Here is an 18,476-nt window from a genome sequence, read left to right on the forward strand (position 1 = left end):
GTGTTTTTAATAGTTATTGGTCCTTACGTACCAAGGTTACAACCGCGCCTGTCATATCATCACGAATAATGAGTTTGTTTTCGGTATGTTCTAAAATGGTTTGGGTGGTGGTTATTTTGGTAGTGCTTACCTCGTCTTGAGCTTCTGCTTTTACGGTCATTATGTTGCCATCCAGTTTGTAACTGCCGCCACTGTTGGTAAGTAAGTTACAGTCGTTGTCATAAAATTGGGTGCGGTAAGTATTGCCGGTATAGATAATGTTAGACTTCATGCCACAATCGTTCAGATTTTCGTAACCGGGTATGCCTTCCAATTTTTTATAATACCAAGTGCCTTCAAGGTTGTTGGCTTCTGATGCGGATTCGTCTTTATTGCTCACTTTTTTTGGTATGCCGAACACGCTTTCTATAACTTGGTCTGTTTTTTCTTCGGCCTTTTGCTCGGTCTTGCGTTCTACAGTGTTTTCCACGCCACGGCTGGCGGCTTCCTTGGCCTTTTTACCTAGTTTTTTAAGAAATTGAGCTTCGGCCTGTTGTACGGGCGCTAAAAAGGCGAGTGCTAGTAAAATGCTTGTTAAAATTTGATGTGTTTTCATGATGTTTGTTTGTAGTCTTGTAGTGTGTTTTACATTACAATTGAATTGTTTTAACTATCCAACTATCCTGATGCTTCTTTTGGTTTCATGGTAAGACCGACTACCAAACGACAAGCCTTACCATACTATACTTTACCCATCTCCAGGGTTTTTGTCTAAAACGTATCTAAACGAGTCTTCTCCTACGTCAAACACAAATTCGTCTTCTGTTAATGTGATGATTATACACATCAAATCTTCACCGTCTTCGGTTATAATAAATTCTGTGTCAGAAAGCAATTCCCAAGAAAGGTTGTTGTTACCTATAAAATTGCAATTAAATTCACCGTCATAACCATAGGCGTCTATTACAAGGCCTTCATTCATAGTAAAATTATAAATACTCTGTTTGTCGCAATCGCCCAAGACAAAATCTCCAAAACTTTCTAGATACCAATCTTCGTCTGTGATTAGCTCTGCTACCATTTCTGAGCCTTCGTCGTCGCTACTGCAGCTAGATGCAAGCATTATGGAGAATAAAATGCTTAGTAATTTTAGTGTTTTATTTTTCATAATTGTCGCTTTAACTTTTGCTAGCGACTTGAAATTTGGGGTTTTCATAATGATTTGATTTTTAGGTAAATATATCTTTGAAAACCGTTACCTGTATGTGGGAATGTGTAAGTGGCGGGGGTGGGTGTGTAAGTGGGAGTTCCTTAACCACATACGGGAATTTTTGTTTTTGAACGACGTTCAAAAATTACGCTAAGAGTAAGAGTTCCTCATGGGGTAGGGAGGCTATAGCGTTCTTATTTTCTTTAAAAAGTCGTCTTTTTTCCTTCGGGAAACAGGGATGGTTTGGCCGTTTTCAAGTTCTATTAGGCCACCGTCGCTCTTAATATAGCGTTTTATGGCCTTTAAATTGATGAGGTGAGAATGGTGGCAGCGAAAAAACATAGTGGAAGAAAGCAAGTCTTCAAAATCCTTTAAGGCACGACATACTACTTGTTTGTTGCCATCGGCAAGGTAAAGGGTACTGTAGTTACCATCGGCTTCAATATGTAGGATGTCTTGGGTACCTAAAAATAGTAATCCTTCCAGAGAGGGAATTGCTATCTTATCAATTAGGTTATTGGGCATTAAGTTTTGTTGAAGCACTTCCAGTTTTTGTTTGGTATCTTTGTTTGGCAGTTTAGCAATGCGGCTTACGGCCTGCTTTAGTTCGTCAACATCAATGGGTTTTAGCAGGTAGTCTAAGGCAGCAAATCGTATGGCCTTTATGGCATAGTGGTCGTAAGCGGTGGTAAAGATGAGATGAAAATCCTGTTGGGGCAGTTTATTGAGCATTTCAAAACCGCCCATGCCAGGCATTTCGATGTCGAGAAATACCACATCGGGCTTTAAGGTTTCTATGAGTTTTAATCCATCCGTTCCGTCTTTAGCATTACCCAATACTTCTACTTCTGGACAGTAGTTGGCCAGTTTCTTGTAGAGGGCTACACGGCCCATTTCTTCGTCGTCTATGATGATAGCAGTTATCAAAATTATTTATTCCATTTTTAATAAAACCTCTACTTTGGTTCCTGTTGATTTATTATTTTCTTTCAAATTGGTTATAACAACCGAAGCTTCTTCCTCATTATTGAAAAATTTAATGCGGTCTCGACTCATTTGACTGCCATATGATGTTCCCTTTCTTGAAACATTTTCTTTTGCCGCTTTTATACCTACACCGTTGTCTTCTATCACGTATTTTATGTATGGCATCTGTTTGCTTACAGAAATACTCAATATACCACCCAAACCTTGTTTTTTTCGTAACCCGTGTATGATGGCGTTTTCAACAAAGGGTTGTACAATGAGTGGTGGCACTTGGTAATCGGCGTTTTTTAAATCTTTATCGATGTTGAATACCACTTTGTATTTGTCTTGGTCACGCAATTGTTCCAAATCAACATACAATTTAAGGGTATCTAAATCTTTGGTTAAAGATACTTTTTTTTGGCGGGAACTATCAAGTACGTTGCGCAGCAATTTGGCAAATTTGTTTAGATAGACTGTGGCATTATGCCGGTCATTGTTTTGCACAAAAGCATCGATGTTGTTAATGCAGTTAAAAATAAAATGCGGGTTCATTTGTGCTCGTAGGGCTTTCAGCTCGGTTTCAGCTATTTTTTGCGCTATTTCGGCCTTATAGCGAATGGTTTTGATGCGTCGCTTCATAAAATAAAATACTGTGACAGCCATTGTTAAAATAAACAGAAATTGAAACCACCAAGTTTGCCACCAAGGGGGATTTATCTTGAATTCAAAAACAGTAGGTTTGCCCGAACTGCCGTTCCATGTTAGGGTTTTTACTTCAAAGCGGTAGTTGTTGGGTTGTAATCCGGCAAAGGAAACTGTGGGGTCGTTTGATGGTGGACTCCAACTTTCGTCTGTAGCACCTAGCAGGCGGTAACTGTAGCGAACGGCATTTTCGTTTATAAAATAAGGGGCAGCAAAATCTAGTTGAAGATTACCCCGATTGTGGGGCAGTATGACGTTTTTTTCAGAAGGTTGAAAGGTTAGGGTTTCGCTTTCGGTTTTATTCAAAATGTTGGTAATAAATACTTTGGGCGGTGGCAAGGTTTCGGTGTGGGGGTCGGTAAACTGTGCTAAGCCCGAAGCCGTGGCCACCCAAAAAGTACCATTTTGGGTGAGTTCAACATCCCAAATTTCATCGTAAAACCCGTTTTCTTTACTAAAATTTAAAACCTTGTATGTATCTCCTTTAGGAATAAGTTTGTCTATTCCCAAAAGCGAAGAAATAAAAATTCCACCTTCGTCATCTTCAGCAGAAACATAGCAGGAAGCCGACATTAAACCTTCTTTAGGCGTTATGTGAAGTGTAGAATATTTGCCGTTGGCACTTTTTGAAATCTTGATAACACCTTTATCACGACTACCAGCCCAAATGTTTCCTTTGGAATCTACAAATAGCAATCCCGCACAGGCGCCGTTTAACAAATGGCTCATATTTGTTTTAGTTGCGATAACTTCAGCTTCGCTGTAATCAAGTGCTATGCGAAAAAGCTTTCCCGCCCAAGTGCTTGCCCACAAATAGCCTTCGGGGTCGTATACAATTTGGTTGATGCGTTCGGTTAGATTGGCAATAATGTACTTGTTTTCGGTTTTGGAGTTGTAAACGTACAGTCCGTAATTCCCTGCCAAAAAATAGTTGCCGTAATCATCGGTTTCTACGCAAAAAAACGAACGGTCATGATGCAGGATTTTTTCACCCAAGCCAGTTTTGGGGTTAAAATGGTAAAGGTCTTTGGCTGTCCAGCGGTAATCAGGGTTGTATCCTACAAACAGCTTGTTACTACGGGTTTTTAAAAGTTTTAAAAAACCACCCTGTTTTTGTTTTGTTAAGGTTTTAGTTTCTAGTGTTTCTGGGTTGAATTTTTGAATATGACCGCTTACTGTGGTTAGGTAAATTTCATTTTCGTTATTAGTAAAAACACTTTGCAATTCATTGCTCCCTAGGCCATTATCTGTGGTAAAATACTGGAGATGCCCGCCCATTGAAATTTTGGTAATACCTTTAACAGTTCCTGCCCATAGGTTATTTTGATGGTCTTTAAAAAGACAGGTTATTTTGTTTGATGTCATGCCATCATCTTCGGTAAACACTGTAATTTGACCGCTCGAAGTAATTCTTATCAAACCTTCAAGAGTGGCAATCCAGTAATTACCGTGGTGGTCTTGAAGCATATCGGTAACATCGCTGTTTAATAGGGGATTTTCAAAAGGTAAAGGCTTAAAATTTAAATGTCCTTTATCTACGTCCTCTTCAGAAAGCAAGCCTAATCCGTTTACAGTACAAACCCAGATATTACCTTTACCGTCTGCATACAATTTATGCACTATCCCAAGGGTTTCCGAGGGTGTTTGTGTTAGTTTTACACCTTTGGCATTGAACAATTTTAACGAGGTGATGTAAGTGTCGTTTTCGAAATAAGAGCCGCCAACCAGTAAGTTTCCTTTTTTTGTTTTTACAAGTGAAATATTTGGGCCAAAATAGGGTTGGGTGATAGGTGTTATTTTTTCTTTGGAATACTTTACGATACCATCACCATCTGAAGCAATAATTTGCGAACCGTTGGGTTCTTTGTAAAAACCTAGAATAATAAGTGAATCTTTGAGAATATTAGGGGTAAAGCGGCCATTTTTTAGTTGTTGTAGTTGGTAGTTTGAAGCTATGTGCAAAATGTTATTTTTATCTTCAAACATAGCCGATACATAGCTTGAGGCCAAACCGTTTTGTTTGGTAAAATTAGTAAAGCGTACACCATCATAACGGCTTAAGCCATAGCGGGTAAAAAACCACATAAACCCTTTGGAATCCTGAAATATACCGTGAACCGGATTGGTGGCTAATCCGTCTTCCATGGTGTATTTTTCCATCATTACCTTTTGTGCCGAAAGTTGGGCACAACAAAAAAGCAATAGTAAAAAGTGCAGCAAAATAGAAATGCGAAACCAGTTTTTAAGAGCATATGGCATGATTTCCCTAAAGTATGAAATTTCTGTTTGGCTTGTAAATATAAGGTTATTTGATAAATTTATGTTATAAGGAAACCAAACCTACTCAATCTCTTTGGAGGAGTAGATTGCTTTACCTTAGCTTGTTTTGAACGTTAGTTGAAAGGTTTGCAATGACCCAGCCGTCACGTTGAGTTCTCGATACAATTTGTTCGTACCTCACAAATCGTCACGTCGAGTGTTTTCGCTGCACGATATTAAGCAGTGAAAATGTATCGAGACGCGAACTGGCGGGGTTCTCGATACAATTTGCTCCTGCGTCGCAAATCACTCGAACTGACGGTATAGGTTTTATTCACTTGAACTGATGGGGAGAGGCTTTATTGATTTAGTACAGGAATGTTATTACCCATCCCGTCACTGCGAGGAGGCACGACGAAGCAGTCTCATTAATACATAGCCTAAATGACTTAGAGATTGCTTCAGCTTGTTGGTTTTGTAAGCTTATATGAAACCAGTTTTTCAGAAATTCAGGGTTGTGCAACGGTTACCTTTGTTATCCGTAGTTATTTTATTCTTCCACTATATTTGGAACTTCAAATATCATTGGCACATTCGATTTTAATGCTTTTCCTGCTACAATCGCCTGTCTAAATTTTAATTTAGGAAGTGATTTTACAATTTCTTGTCCAAAATAGTTTGATAAAAAGTCGCTACTAGTTTTATCAAATTCTTGAAAAGAAACAATTGTATTACATTGAGTCAATATTGTTTTCGAAACATTGGCTGTTCTTTGAGCAATAACTAACAATCCAACATTGTATTTTCTTCCTTGTAGAGCAATTTGAGCAATACTATTCAATAAAGGTTGAGATACTTTGTCAGATACACCCGAAAAATTCCATTCTGGAATTACGGTATGAGCTTCTTCTAATACAATACAAATTCTTTTTCCAAAATTATTTTCTGTTTTAGCAATGTGAAATAAAAGCCTAAAAAAAGTTTTAGTATAAGTTAAAACACCAGATGTATTAGCAACGTGTGGAAGTTCAAATATTGATAGTTGATTATCACTTTTTAGAAAACCTTCTAATTGTTCGTGTATTTTGGTTGATACTTCTTTTTTTCTTTTTCTTGAATTATCGTTATCTTTATTGTAGTTATTCGCAATTTCTTGCTCAATATAATCTATGTCTTTAAATAATTGTTCTCCAACAGCATCATCAATTGTTTTTACAGGATGTAGGTCGTTAAATTTACCTATATATTCACCTGTAAAGTCTATACAAATTACTTTTGTGTTTTCATCTTCTAGATATTGTCTTATAAGATTTCTTGAAAAAACGGACTTCCCTGTTCCAGTAACACCGACTACCGCCATATGATGAGAAATAGCAGTGTCTTTATCTAAAACAACAGGGTAATTTGTATTAGGAATTGAACCAATTTGATATTCATTTTCTTCAATTGTTGGCTCTGAAATAGGTGATGCAATATAAATAGGTGTATTTACTTCTGGAACCCATCCAAATTGTTCAAATTGAAATTTTTCAGTATCCCAAGTTCCTAATTGTATAGCTTCACCAACAATTAATCCAGTTTGATTTTTGTTTTCTAGTTGTTCAATTTTCGTAATTCCTTCTATTATTTGATAAAGAACTTTTTGTCCTTGAATTGAAACTTCTAAAAGCTGTCCCTCACTAATTTTTATTTTTGAATTGTAAATGAAACGTATTTTAAAAATAGTACTGTTTTCTGTTACGATTCCAACAAATCTTTTTAGATAATCATTTTCGGGAATATTATCAATTTTGTAAACAACATCCGATTTGTGATTTTCAAATATATTCTTGTCAAAAATTTTCTCGATTTCATTGTTAGATAATACTTTAACCCATTGTTGTTGGTTTAATAAATATGTATCTAATAATAAGCCCTTTCTAACCTTTTTATCTGTCGAATATTTAAATTCAACGAAGTCAAATATTTTTGTGTTTACAATTCTCTGTGATGAATCATATAGCCGAATTAGGAAAGTATTTTTTGATTGAACACCAAATATTTGCCCAAGTGCAAGTTTATTGCTTTTATCCTTGCCTATAGCAAACAAATCTTCTATTGATTTAGCTAAAGAGGGAATATTTAAAATTATAAAAATTGCCCAGAACAATAACAAACCATTAAACTGATTGTTACCTGTTCCAAACTGTTTGTAAACTCCCCAAATAAAAAAGCTAGAAAAAAGTGCCTCAGGCTTTCCAATTTCTCTATTCACTCTGGCAATAAGTCGAATAAACTTATTTTCTAAACCAAGACTTTTCTGTCTTAGCCAAAGCAGTGCATAACTACTTACAGTTAGATAAACAATTATTGATAGAAAAACCCAAAAAATAAAATCTCTATTATTCTCATCTACGATTAACAATGAAATTCCAGCAGTTATTGAATTTATAAAAATGTTTGAATCTTTGGAAAAATGTGGTTGGTCAATTAGTGAAAGAAGTATTAAAAGAAGCAATCCAGATGTAAACCAAAAATGATTTAAAAGAAAATCACAACTACCGGTCAATAGATACCCTAAAATTATTAAGGTAATGAATGAAATTCCTAAAAATGAAAGTCTGTAAGTTTTACTCATTGTTGGTTTTCATAATTACACACAACATCTACTATATACAGCATAGCGAGACACCTCACAGATAGCCATAATGGAGCCTCATTCGTTATACATAATATGTATGTTTCCTGAGGAGCTTATGTAGACTCGACCAAATATAAAAAAAGAAATGAAAAGGTGCAATTAACAGTAGACGATGGTATGTAATTAGTAGAAGGGAAGCGTTTGCAAAACGGGATACTGTATGTTGTGGGTAATAAACTCTATTACAAGAAGACATGACGAGTTCTCGATACAATTTGCTCCTGCGTCGCAAATCGTCATGTTGAGTGTTTTTGCTACACGGTAGCAGTAGCAAAAATGTATCGAAACGCGAACTGACGGGGGAGAGGCTTTATTGATTTAGTACAGGAATGTTATTACCCATCCCGTCACTGCGAGGAGGCACGACGAAGCAGTCTCATTAATATATAGCCTAAACGACATAGAGATTGCTTCACTACAGCTTGTCTTGAGCCCCGTCGAAAGGTTCGCAATGATTAGGGAGTAGTTTTCTCCCATCTTTCTCCCTCAAAAATCGATTTTAAAAAAATAAACCCCTAGCTGAGACGAACAATCCTCGAACAAAACTCGAACAAAACCCCTAAAATTTGCTAAAAATAGGTCAATAGTAGTCAATAGGTGTCAATAGTAGTCAATAGATGTCAATAAGTGTCAATAGGTGTCAATTGGTGTCAATTGGTGTCAATAGTAGTCAATTGATGTCAAAAGCAGTCAATACGTGTCATAATTTGGATACTATTTTTAAGGCGTTATATCTTGGAGGCATTATTAACCCCAAAAACCATAAACTTATGGCGACTTTTGAAAAAGGCATTTTAGGAGGCTTTTCTGGTAAAGTGGGCAATGTTGTTGGCGCACGCTGGAGAGGCAAAAATCTAATTTTGGTATAACAATGTTAGGACTCACAGAAATAATAAATAAACCAGAGTGTAAGGTTTAAAATATAGAGGGTTACAGCCCTCTATATTTTTATATTAACTTTAACTTATACAGTAGGTGATATATTGACATTTAACAAGAAATCTACACCCGACTATAGGATTAGTGTAAATATATCCAAATAAAAAAATTAGATTAACTACTCAATAATTTCAACCTCAAATAGTTTGTCCCAACGTTTTCCGGTAACAAAAATGGTTTTAGTATCAGGATTGTAAGCAATGCCATTTAAAACATCAAGTTTTTCATGTTGGGTTACTAATTTTTTAAGAGGCGAAAAATCTAGCACTCCAATAACACCACCATTTTTAGGGTTTATAATAGCTACGCCATCTTTTTGGTAACGGTTGGCAAAAATTTTACCATCAACCCATTCCATTTCGTTAATTTCAATTATTTTACCTTTATTGGTAAATACTTGTATGTAATCTTCTTCAACTAATGTTTCTGGATTAAGCGTCCATATTTTTTCTGTACCATCGCTTTTATAAATAATGTTGTTATGGTTACATAAACCCCATCCTTCTTTACTGTTTCCATATTTAAAACTACTTAGTTTTTCAAGCGTATCTACATTATAAACAAAACCAGTTCCTTGGCGCCATGTTAACTGGTATACTTTATTGTTTAATATGGTTAATCCTTCTCCAAAATATTCATCGGCAAGGGCTATTTCTTTTAAAACTTTACCTGTTTTATAGTCAATTTTACGAAGTTTAGATTCTTTATATTGCCCAGTGCTTTCGTATAAATAGCCATTATGAAATTCTAACCCTTGTGTATATGACGTTATATCATGCGGATACTCATTAATTATTTTATACTTAAAAATTTTAGGAGCCACATTATTGAGTAGGGTTATAGGTGTATTAATAGTTTCTACCTTATTTTCAAAATAAACTTTAGACTCAATTGTTTGTTTTCCTAATTTAAAGTCTATTAATGGTGTATTATCTGTAATTATTTTTTTATTTAAAGTATGAATAACAGAATCTACCGTATGATTTTTTTTATTTATTAACGATAGTTTTAGCGTTTCACCAATAGAAATATTACCTTTTTCGGCATTGGTTTGTATTGCAAATTCATTTTTTTTATTTCCTGAGTTAGAACCACAAGAAATGATTAAACCGCATAAAAATATGATTAATAGATACTTGAGTTTAGACATGGTTTTATTTTAATTTGAAGCAAGATATTTATTTAAAATCATATAAGAAAAAACATTGTAAAAAAATTAAAAGATTGTATCTTTGCACCCGGCAAGTCCTACACAACCAGCTCCTGTAGAATCCTCCAGGGCGGGAACGCAGCAAAGGTATACGGTTGTAGCGGTGTGATGTAGGTAGCTTGCCTTTTTTTATGCACTAAAATTAAATTTCTTTTTGCTTTTTCTATGTTGTAATTTGGTGCATTATTTTTTTGAAATTTATAGTTATGTCTAAAGTTGTTTTAATTACAGGAGGTTCTTCCGGAATAGGTAAATCTATTGGCGAGTTTTTAGTTAACAAAGGGTTTATTGTTTATGGTACTAGTAGAAACCCAAATAACTATAAAAACAGTAAATTTCCTATTTTAGAATTAGATGTTAAAAACATTACCACAATACGTAAAACTGTTGAAACGGTAATAGAAAAAGAAGGTAAACTAGATGTACTAATTAATAATGCTGGTGCTGGTATTACCGGGCCTATAGAGGAAATACCAGAATCTGAAATAAAGAATAACTTTGATACCAACTTTTTTGGCCCTATAAATGTTATTAAATCTGTTTTACCACAAATGCGTAAACAGCAAAGTGGCTTAATTATAAATGTTACTTCTATTGCTGGGTATATGGGATTACCTTACCGGGGTGTTTATAGCGCAAGTAAAGGTGCTTTAGAATTAATTACCGAAGCCTTTAGAATGGAGATTAAAGACTTTAACATTAAAATGACTAATGTAGCTCCCGGTGATTTTGCAACTAATATTGCTGCAGGTAGGTATCATGCGCCTCTTTTAAAAGAGTCGCCTTATAAAAAAGCATACGGAAAAACTTTAGATTTAATGAACCAACATGTAGATGCTGGTAGCAATCCTAACTTAATGGCACAGGCAGTTTATAAAATTATTAATACCAAAGAACCAAAAATTCATTATAAAGTAGGAGAGTTTATGCAGAAGTTTTCTATTATACTAAAGTGTATTTTACCAGATAAGGTTTATGAAAAACTCTTAATAAACCATTACAAGCTTTAATTTATTGGTACGTTATTTGATGTCATTGTTTTTAAAATTTAAACAATGAATAGATATCTTTCTTTAACATTTTTCCTATTCTTATTTTTATTATCCTCTTGTGCCGATATATTAGAGTGTATAATTAATGTTAGACCAGAATTAGCCAATAAATCTTTAGAGCATGCTCATGTAGACCAACATTATTATGAAACCATATCTGCTGAGATTAAAAACGAACCATATGATAATGGTTATGATTATTATTTTACGGTTTCAGGTGATATACCCGAAGGTATTGAGATTTTTTATGACTACAGAGAAGTAATTATAGAGGGTAAACCTAAAAAATCTGGAAGCTTTACTATAAGAGTATCTTTATATGTAGAAGCTATTAATGAGTGTTACTATGATGAATTTGATGAAAGAGAAAAATGCCACGACCCATTGTGCTCTAATAACACTTCTAGGGTTTATACTTTGGTTGTAATATAATTACCGGTTTATTAAACCCAATAATTGTTGCTCAAAATGTCTAGTAAACATATTTGAGTTAGGACTTACTATTTTTTTATCTTCATCTATAAGAATAGTTTTTGTCATTGGGTAAACAGCCAACATTTCTGTTGTTTCCTTAGGGTTTTTAAATAAATATTGGTCGTTATATTTAAACCTACATTCTTTTAAAGTTTGTTTTGGTTTTTCAGCATCAATATTATCAATATTTATAGTAATAAACTTAACTTCAGGATATTTCTTTTTAAGTTCTTTTATTTTACGCTGGCTTTTTTTAAAGTGATCATAGTAGACATGAGACCAAAAACTTACTACTGTAGGAGATTTTACTAAAGAATTTATTTCAAACTCTTTATTGTTATAATCTAAAACCTTAAAACTAGGTAATGTAGACCCTCTTTCTAACTTTTTTAAGGAGTTAGCGTAATTGGTTAAGGTTGTTTTGGCTTTGTTGTCGGTAGATTTATTAATGTATGATTGTAAAATTGTACTATTATTTTCTTTGTTATTACTTAAAGAAATATATTTTAAAGCATAATGATGCAGCAATAGGTTTTTTATGTCATCGTTTTTAATTAAACTGTCAACCAGCTGTAATCTATCTAAATTATAGCATAAATTCCCCCAACTAAACCCTTTTTCGTTAGAATGATTAGAGTGCGCTTCAAGAGAAACAGTATTAATATTATGCCTTAAAAATGTTTGATATATAGGGTAATTTTTAAAGAAAGTATCATTGTAGTTAATTTGCTTTCTGTAGCTATAAAAATCTTTTGGTAAAGATTTTAAAAAGCGCCCTTTATTTCTACCATAATGAATAAACGGATACACCTCTTTACTAGAGTAGTAGCTATAATCAATATTAGCTTTAGCTATTTTATTAAATAGTTGAGACCCTTTAAATTTTTTATTAAAACGCTCAAGTTTTTTCAACTTTTTAGCTCGTAATGAATCTATATGTTTTTGATATGATTTAGGATTTAATTGGCATAGTTTAAGAATATACTTTTCTTGTTTTTCATTTTCTAAAAACTCATTAATAAAGTAGTTATTCTTTTTTGCACCTCTACCTGTATAAACTAACGATTCATCAAACTCTAAGGTATTTAATCTAAAGAGTACACTATCTTTTGGTTCTAACAAAATAAGCTGGTATTCACCACCATGTCTAAACGTATATAATCCTTTTTGTAAATTATCTACTCTATGAATAAAACGATTTCTACCGTCTAACCTAATAGTATCGGCTATTTTTTCGTTTTTTTCAAGAATAATAAACTTAGAGTATGGATTAATTATTTCGCCTCCAAAATAGGCGTAATCCATTTTTGAATTAGCTCTATCATCATTGCAGCTAAAAATAACAAACAAGATTAATATTGCTGGAAAATATAATTTCATGAATCCCTTTAGGGTTACCATTAGTCTTACAAAAATATGCCTTGTATTTAAAAATTGTTGTTAATGCGTTGTTAAAAGTTGAATTTATTAAGTTATTTAGAAGCATTAAAGCTTTAATTATTGATTAAAATTAAAAGATTTAAGTTTCCACTTACCAATTCATTTTTCTACTTTTGCCAAAAATTTAAAACAAGCATATGTTATCAGTATCAAATCTTTCCGTTCAGTTTGGAAAACGTATTCTTTTTGATGAAGTAAATACCACATTTACCCAAGGTAACTGCTACGGTATTATTGGCGCCAATGGTTCTGGTAAATCTACATTCTTAAAGATTATTTCAGGAAAAATGGAGCCTACCTCAGGACATGTATCGTTAGAATCTGGTAAACGTATGTCTGTATTAGAGCAAAATCATAATTTATATGATGAGCATACAGTTTTAGAAACCGTTTTAATGGGAAATAAACCATTATTTAAAATTAAAACTGAAATAGATGCTTTATATGCTGATTATTCTGATGAAAATGCCGAAAAAATAGGGGAGCTTCAAGTTCAATTTGAAGAAATGAATGGTTGGAATGCCGATAGTGATGCTGCCGCAATGTTATCTAACTTAGGTATAAAAGAAGATTTACACTATACCTTAATGGGTGACCTAGATGGTAAACAAAAAGTACGTGTGCTATTAGCTCAAGCTCTTTTTGGAAATCCAGATGTGTTAATTATGGATGAGCCTACCAACGATTTAGATTATGAAACTATTAGTTGGTTAGAAAACTTTTTGGCTAATTATGATAACTGTGTTATTGTGGTATCTCATGACCGTCACTTTCTAGATGCCGTTTGTACCCATATTTCTGATATAGATTTTGGTAAAATTAACCACTATTCTGGTAACTACACTTTCTGGTATGAGTCTTCTCAATTAGCGGCGCGCCAACGTGCACAACAAAACAAAAAAGCCGAAGAAAAGAAAAAGGAATTAGAAGAATTTATCCGTCGTTTTTCTGCCAATGTTGCAAAAAGTAAACAAGCAACTAGTAGAAAAAAGATGATTGAAAAACTCAACATTGAAGATATTAGACCTACTAGCCGTCGTTATCCAGCTATTATTTTTGAACAAGAAAGAGAAGCAGGTGATCAAATTTTAAATGTTGAAGGACTTTCAGCCTCAATAGACGGTGAAATTTTGTTTAAAAACATAGATTTAAACTTAGCTAAAGGCGATAAAGTAGTTGTGTTTTCTAGAGATTCTAGAGCTACAACAGCTTTTTACCAAATAGTAAATAATAACGACAAAGCCGATTCTGGTAAGTTTTCTTGGGGAATTACAACAACACAATCTTACTTACCATTAGATAATAGCGAATTTTTTAATAACGATTTATCACTTGTAGATTGGTTACGCCAATGGGCAAAAACCGAAGAAGAACGTGAAGAAGTTAACATTCGAGGCTTTTTAGGAAAAATGATTTTTAGTGGCGAAGAAGCTTTAAAAAAATGTAATGTACTATCTGGAGGTGAAAAAGTTAGATGTATGTTAAGTAGAATGATGATGATTAGAGCCAATGTTTTAATGTTAGATGAACCTACCAATCACCTAGATTTAGAAAGTATTACGGCTTTTAACAATTCGCTCAAAAACTTTAAAGGCACCATTTTATTTACAACGCATGACCATGAGTTTGCACAAACAGTAGCCAATAGAGTAGTAGAGCTAACACCTAATGGCGTTATAGACAGATATACTACTTTTGATGAGTATATGCAAGACCCAAAAATTAAAGAATTACGCAATAAAATGTATGGGCAAACAGTTTAATTGTGTTTTTAGGGCGTTCCCAAGCTAAGGCTTGGGCGGGCTTTCCGCGTTACACGGTAACTAGCTTCAATCCCTAACGCAAAAACTTAGGCTTTTAAAGAGGCATTTATTTCTTCAATGATAGGAATGGCTTTATTAAGTTCATCTTTATGAACATAAATCTCTTGAAGTAAATGACCACCATAAATTTTAGGGTCTAGACCAGATTCATTTTGCTCTTTAATAATAGCATTGATATTTGAATCTTTTAAGCTTTGAATAACACGTTCTGTAATAATTAAATTACCCGTAAAGACTTTTATATAGTTAGAATTTGTCATAATACCCAGTTTTTAGGTTCTTTTAAATATACAAAAAATAGCGCTATTATCATAGTAAATAAGAAACGTTTACTATGCACAGCAGGAATACATTAAAAAGTACCTATAACCCCAATTTTATTAGCTCCAAAAGACATATTCCAAGTAATTCTTTTGTTTAGCTTTGGGTTAGATATACCGTGAGATTCATTTTTAAATAAGAATTTATCAACACTATCAACTACAATTATGCTTAAAGCAGCGCTAAAAGCCACATCTGTTAACCAATGGGCGCCATCAACCAATCTAGAAATGGGTGGTATAGCACCAATAGTATAAACTCCAATTTTAGCCCATGTATTGTTTAACTGTTTTGCAATGGCATGAGCCATAGTAACAGATAAAATGGTATGACCAGAAGGAAAAGCGTGGTGTCCTGCTTCTTTAGAAAATGGTTTAAAGTAATAGGGACCTAAACCCGTACCAGGTCTAGCTCTTCCAAAGCCATTTTTAGCTATAGTTTGAATAAATCCGCTAGTTATAGAAGATGTAATAATTAAAACACTGGTGCGTCTTACTTTTTCATTTTTAGTTAGTAACCCAAAACCATATATACCTGCATTGGCCATAAAATAGTTTTGAGGACTACCAAAGTACCATCCAAAATCTCTAATTAAGCTTGGGAAATCTTCTTGTTGACGATCAAAAAAGCGTTTACCTTCTTCATCTGCTAAAGATAGGGTAGCAGTTCCTATAATTAATCCACCTAATTTGGCAAAATCTTTACCTTTCCAATCTAATGGTTTGGTGAATGAATATTTCACCCCTTGCCATGTGGTATTTACATCATACTTAAATAGCGTCCAGGTTGAAGAACTATCTTGGTCTATTTTATAAAGCTCATTTTGACAAAACAAAGTACTGCTTTGTAAAACACAATAACAAAACAGAATAAAAACGTATTTAAACGGCATAATTACCTTAATTCTGCTCCTAATTGCTTTTCAAAATTAGCTTGAAGCTTATTCATTATTTTGTCAATTTGCTTATCTGTTAGTGTTTTGTTTTCGTCTTGTAATGTAAAACTAACGGCATAACTCTTTTTACCTTCTGGTAAGTTTTTACCTTGATAAACATCAAACAAATCAACATCTTTTAGCAGTTGTTTTTCTGTTTGAGAGGCTATTTTATCAATATCTTCAAAAGAAACAGATTCATCTAAAAGTAAAGCAAAATCACGTCTTACAGCTGGGTATTTAGGTATATCTTTAAACTTCACTTTATTGTGTTTAGCCATATCTAAAATAGTGTCCCAATTAAAATCTGCATATAACACGTTTTGAGAAATTCCAAAATGTTTTAAAACAGATTTTTTCACTAAACCAAAATCAACTAATTTGTTTTTTCCTAAATACAAGCTAATGCCTTCACTAAACACATCGTTTTTAACAGGAGATACTTTATAACGAGATAAACCGAGTCTTTCTAAAACACTTGCAATAGTTCCTTTTAAGAAGAAGAAATCACTTTTTTGAACACTATGAGTCCATCGTTCTTGATTTCTGTTTCCTGTTACAAATACAGATAAATGTTTAAATTCTTCTCTGTTTTCACCATATTGATGGTAAGTTTTACCAAATTCAAATAACTTTAAATTATCTTGTTTACGGTTAATGTTGTAGCTAACAGCTTCTAAACCAGAGAAGAGTAAACTTTGACGCATAACACCTAAATCACTACTTAAAGGATTTAACATGCTCACGTTGTGTTCTTCTTTTAACATATTGGTTAACTCAACATATTTAGGTGTTGTTAACGAGTTAGCCATAATTTCATAAAACCCCTGAGCAACTAGCTGATTACCAACTACATTTTGGATTCTGTAATCATCAAATTTTGATGTACTTGAAATAGAAGCATTAAGTTTTTCTGTGGTTTTAATATTGTTATAACCATACACACGAAGCACTTCTTCAATAATATCAGCCTCTCGTTGTACATCATTTCTATATGCAGGAACGGTTAAACCTAAACCAGCTTCTGTAACACTATTTACTTTAATTTCTAAAGAGGTAAGAATGCTTTTTATGGTTTCTTTAGATATTTCTTCGCCAATAAGTTTTTTAGCATTTTCAAAGCTTAGACGAACTTGGAAATCTTCAATTTTTTTTGGGTATAAATCAACTATATCACTTGTTATTTCACCGCCAGCAAGTTCTTGAATTAGCAAAGCGGCACGTTTTAAAGCATATTCTGTAATATTGGGGTCTATACCACGTTCAAATCTAAAAGAAGCATCGGTATTTAACCCGTGGCGTTTTGCTGATTTTCTTATAGAAACAGGGTTAAAATAAGCACTTTCTAAAAAGATACTTGTTGTATTTTCGGTAACTCCAGAATATTCACCACCAAAAATACCAGCAATACACATGGGTTTTTCGGCATCGCAAATCATGAGGTCATCTTCATGTAATTCGCGTTCAACACCATCTAGAGTTACAAATTTAGTTCCTTTTTCAAGAGTTTTAACTTCAATTTTATTGCCTGCAATTTTTACAGCATCAAAAGCGTGTAGTGGTTGCCCTAAGTCATGTAACACATAATTAGTAGCATCTACAACATTATTAATAGGTGTTAAACCAATAGCCTTTAATCTATTTTGTAACCAAGCAGGAGATTCTTTTACTTTTAGTCCTGAGATTGTTAGTCCGCAATATCTAGGAGCCAGTTCCTTATTAATGACGTTAACATCAATTTTTAAAGTTCTGTTTTCAACATGAAATGCACTAACTGACGGAGTAATTAATTCTAAACTAATATCTTTTTGTAATAAGCCCGCTTTTAAATCTCTGGCAGTACCTAGATGACTCATGGCATCGGCTCTGTTTGGTGTTAAGCCTATTTCAAAAACATGGTCGTTTTCAATATCAAAAATATCGGCACAGGGAGTTCCAACTTCCAAAGCTTCATCTAAAACCATAATGCCATCATGAGATTGACCTAAACCTAATTCGTCTTCGGCACAAATCATTCCGTGGCTTTCTTCACCTCTAATTTTCCCTTTTTTAATTTTCCAGCTTTCGCCTTCTGGAGTATATAAAGTAGTACCAATAGTTGCAACAGGTACTTTTTGGCCCGTTGCTACATTTGGAGCTCCACAAACTATTTGTAGCGGAGTTTCTGCTCCAATATTAACTGTGGTTATTTTTAGTTTGTCTGCATTTGGGTGTTTGGTACAGGTTAATACCTCTCCAACTACAACACCTTTTAAACCTCCTTTTACAGATTGATAGGTTTCTATTCCTTCTACCTCAAGCCCTAAATCTGTTAATAGTTCCCCGGTTTTTTCGGGTGACCAATCTATTTTAATAAATTGCTTTAACCAATTGTATGAAATCTTCATAAAACGTACTTCTGTTTAAAGCAGCAAATATAAAACTATTGACACTAGCATTCAAATAAAGTGTATGGATTTGAAGTTAGATTTAGTATTTTAATTT

General features: G+C 33.7%; 14 protein-coding genes and 1 other RNA gene. 5 read left to right on the forward strand and 10 right to left on the reverse strand.

Features of this window, described 5'->3' with window-relative positions; all coding sequences use genetic code 11:
- Positions 1-13: 13 nt before the first annotated feature.
- The 5 genes from BWZ22_RS13720 to BWZ22_RS13740 form a co-directional block, all read right to left on the reverse strand.
- On the reverse strand, positions 14-595 hold the full coding sequence (locus BWZ22_RS13720; RefSeq protein ID WP_076700905.1) for a lipocalin family protein: 582 nt from the start codon (positions 593-595) through the stop codon (positions 14-16).
- A 132-nt stretch (positions 596-727) separates the two neighbouring features.
- A complete protein-coding gene (locus tag BWZ22_RS13725) occupies positions 728-1,147 on the reverse strand; it encodes a lipocalin family protein (protein WP_198027623.1) in 420 nt (139 codons plus the stop codon).
- Between the two features lie 225 nt (positions 1,148-1,372).
- Positions 1,373-2,116 carry a LytTR family DNA-binding domain-containing protein gene (locus tag BWZ22_RS13730; RefSeq protein ID WP_076700910.1) on the reverse strand — a complete coding sequence of 248 codons (744 nt, stop codon included), beginning with the start codon at positions 2,114-2,116 and terminating at the stop codon, positions 1,373-1,375.
- Between the two features lie 6 nt (positions 2,117-2,122).
- Entirely contained in the window at positions 2,123-5,020 is a 2,898-nt protein-coding gene (locus BWZ22_RS13735; RefSeq protein WP_076700913.1) for a sensor histidine kinase, read from the reverse strand.
- A 649-nt stretch (positions 5,021-5,669) separates the two neighbouring features.
- Positions 5,670-7,736 carry an ATP-binding protein gene (locus BWZ22_RS13740; RefSeq protein WP_076700915.1) on the reverse strand — a complete coding sequence of 689 codons (2,067 nt, stop codon included), beginning with the start codon at positions 7,734-7,736 and terminating at the stop codon, positions 5,670-5,672.
- A 740-nt stretch (positions 7,737-8,476) separates the two neighbouring features.
- Between BWZ22_RS13740 and BWZ22_RS13745 the strand changes: the two genes are divergently transcribed.
- Entirely contained in the window at positions 8,477-8,668 is a 192-nt protein-coding gene (locus tag BWZ22_RS13745; RefSeq protein WP_157607981.1) for a hypothetical protein, read from the forward strand.
- A gap of 188 nt (positions 8,669-8,856) precedes the next feature.
- Here BWZ22_RS13745 and BWZ22_RS13750 read toward each other — a convergent pair whose 3' ends face one another.
- Positions 8,857-9,888: a glutaminyl-peptide cyclotransferase gene (locus tag BWZ22_RS13750; RefSeq protein ID WP_076700920.1), complete on the reverse strand. Its 1,032-nt coding sequence runs from the start codon at positions 9,886-9,888 to the stop codon at positions 8,857-8,859.
- A gap of 89 nt (positions 9,889-9,977) precedes the next feature.
- Here BWZ22_RS13750 and ffs point away from each other — a divergent pair.
- The 3 genes from ffs (at position 9,978) to BWZ22_RS13765 (ending at position 11,432) form a co-directional block, all read left to right on the forward strand.
- Positions 9,978-10,076, forward strand: an RNA gene (ffs, locus tag BWZ22_RS13755) — signal recognition particle sRNA small type.
- A gap of 78 nt (positions 10,077-10,154) precedes the next feature.
- Entirely contained in the window at positions 10,155-10,958 is an 804-nt protein-coding gene (locus BWZ22_RS13760) for an SDR family oxidoreductase (RefSeq protein WP_076700923.1), read from the forward strand.
- Between the two features lie 45 nt (positions 10,959-11,003).
- Entirely contained in the window at positions 11,004-11,432 is a 429-nt protein-coding gene (locus BWZ22_RS13765; RefSeq protein WP_076700926.1) for a hypothetical protein, read from the forward strand.
- On the opposite strand, the gene BWZ22_RS13770 is transcribed toward BWZ22_RS13765, so the two are convergent.
- Complete coding sequence (locus tag BWZ22_RS13770) at positions 11,433-12,854, reverse strand: hypothetical protein (RefSeq protein ID WP_083692369.1); 1,422 nt, start codon at positions 12,852-12,854, stop codon at positions 11,433-11,435.
- Between the two features lie 197 nt (positions 12,855-13,051).
- Between BWZ22_RS13770 and BWZ22_RS13775 the strand changes: the two genes are divergently transcribed.
- Positions 13,052-14,677 carry an ABC-F family ATP-binding cassette domain-containing protein gene (locus tag BWZ22_RS13775; protein WP_076700928.1) on the forward strand — a complete coding sequence of 542 codons (1,626 nt, stop codon included), beginning with the start codon at positions 13,052-13,054 and terminating at the stop codon, positions 14,675-14,677.
- An 86-nt stretch (positions 14,678-14,763) separates the two neighbouring features.
- Here the strand turns inward: BWZ22_RS13775 and BWZ22_RS13780 are convergent, their stop codons facing one another.
- From BWZ22_RS13780 to pheT, 3 genes are all read right to left on the reverse strand, one after another.
- Positions 14,764-14,997 (reverse strand): hypothetical protein, encoded by a 234-nt coding sequence (locus BWZ22_RS13780; RefSeq protein ID WP_076700930.1) that lies wholly within the window; start codon positions 14,995-14,997, stop codon positions 14,764-14,766.
- 92 nt (positions 14,998-15,089) lie between these two features.
- Entirely contained in the window at positions 15,090-15,893 is an 804-nt protein-coding gene (locus BWZ22_RS13785; RefSeq protein WP_198027624.1) for a phosphatase PAP2 family protein, read from the reverse strand.
- A gap of 59 nt (positions 15,894-15,952) precedes the next feature.
- Positions 15,953-18,379, reverse strand: coding sequence for a phenylalanine--tRNA ligase subunit beta (pheT, locus tag BWZ22_RS13790; RefSeq protein WP_076700935.1), 2,427 nt, complete (start codon positions 18,377-18,379; stop codon positions 15,953-15,955).
- Positions 18,380-18,476 lie beyond the last annotated feature (97 nt).

The organism is Seonamhaeicola sp. S2-3, from assembly GCF_001971785.1.
Classification (GTDB): Bacteria; Bacteroidota; Bacteroidia; order Flavobacteriales; family Flavobacteriaceae; genus Seonamhaeicola.

Coding starts and splice junctions, on each gene's coding strand:
- BWZ22_RS13720 (WP_076700905.1), bottom strand. CDS start 595: ATGAAAACACATCAAATTTTAACAAGCATTTTACTAGCACTCGCCTTT.
- BWZ22_RS13725 (WP_198027623.1), bottom strand. CDS start 1,147: ATGAAAAATAAAACACTAAAATTACTAAGCATTTTATTCTCCATAATG.
- BWZ22_RS13735 (WP_076700913.1), bottom strand. CDS start 5,020: ATGGAAAAATACACCATGGAAGACGGATTAGCCACCAATCCGGTTCAC.
- BWZ22_RS13740 (WP_076700915.1), bottom strand. CDS start 7,736: ATGAGTAAAACTTACAGACTTTCATTTTTAGGAATTTCATTCATTACC.
- BWZ22_RS13745 (WP_157607981.1), top strand. CDS start 8,477: ATGTCAAAAGCAGTCAATACGTGTCATAATTTGGATACTATTTTTAAG.
- BWZ22_RS13750 (WP_076700920.1), bottom strand. CDS start 9,888: ATGTCTAAACTCAAGTATCTATTAATCATATTTTTATGCGGTTTAATC.
- BWZ22_RS13760 (WP_076700923.1), top strand. CDS start 10,155: ATGTCTAAAGTTGTTTTAATTACAGGAGGTTCTTCCGGAATAGGTAAA.
- BWZ22_RS13765 (WP_076700926.1), top strand. CDS start 11,004: ATGAATAGATATCTTTCTTTAACATTTTTCCTATTCTTATTTTTATTA.
- BWZ22_RS13770 (WP_083692369.1), bottom strand. CDS start 12,854: ATGAAATTATATTTTCCAGCAATATTAATCTTGTTTGTTATTTTTAGC.
- BWZ22_RS13775 (WP_076700928.1), top strand. CDS start 13,052: ATGTTATCAGTATCAAATCTTTCCGTTCAGTTTGGAAAACGTATTCTT.
- BWZ22_RS13780 (WP_076700930.1), bottom strand. CDS start 14,997: ATGACAAATTCTAACTATATAAAAGTCTTTACGGGTAATTTAATTATT.
- pheT (WP_076700935.1), bottom strand. CDS start 18,379: ATGAAGATTTCATACAATTGGTTAAAGCAATTTATTAAAATAGATTGG.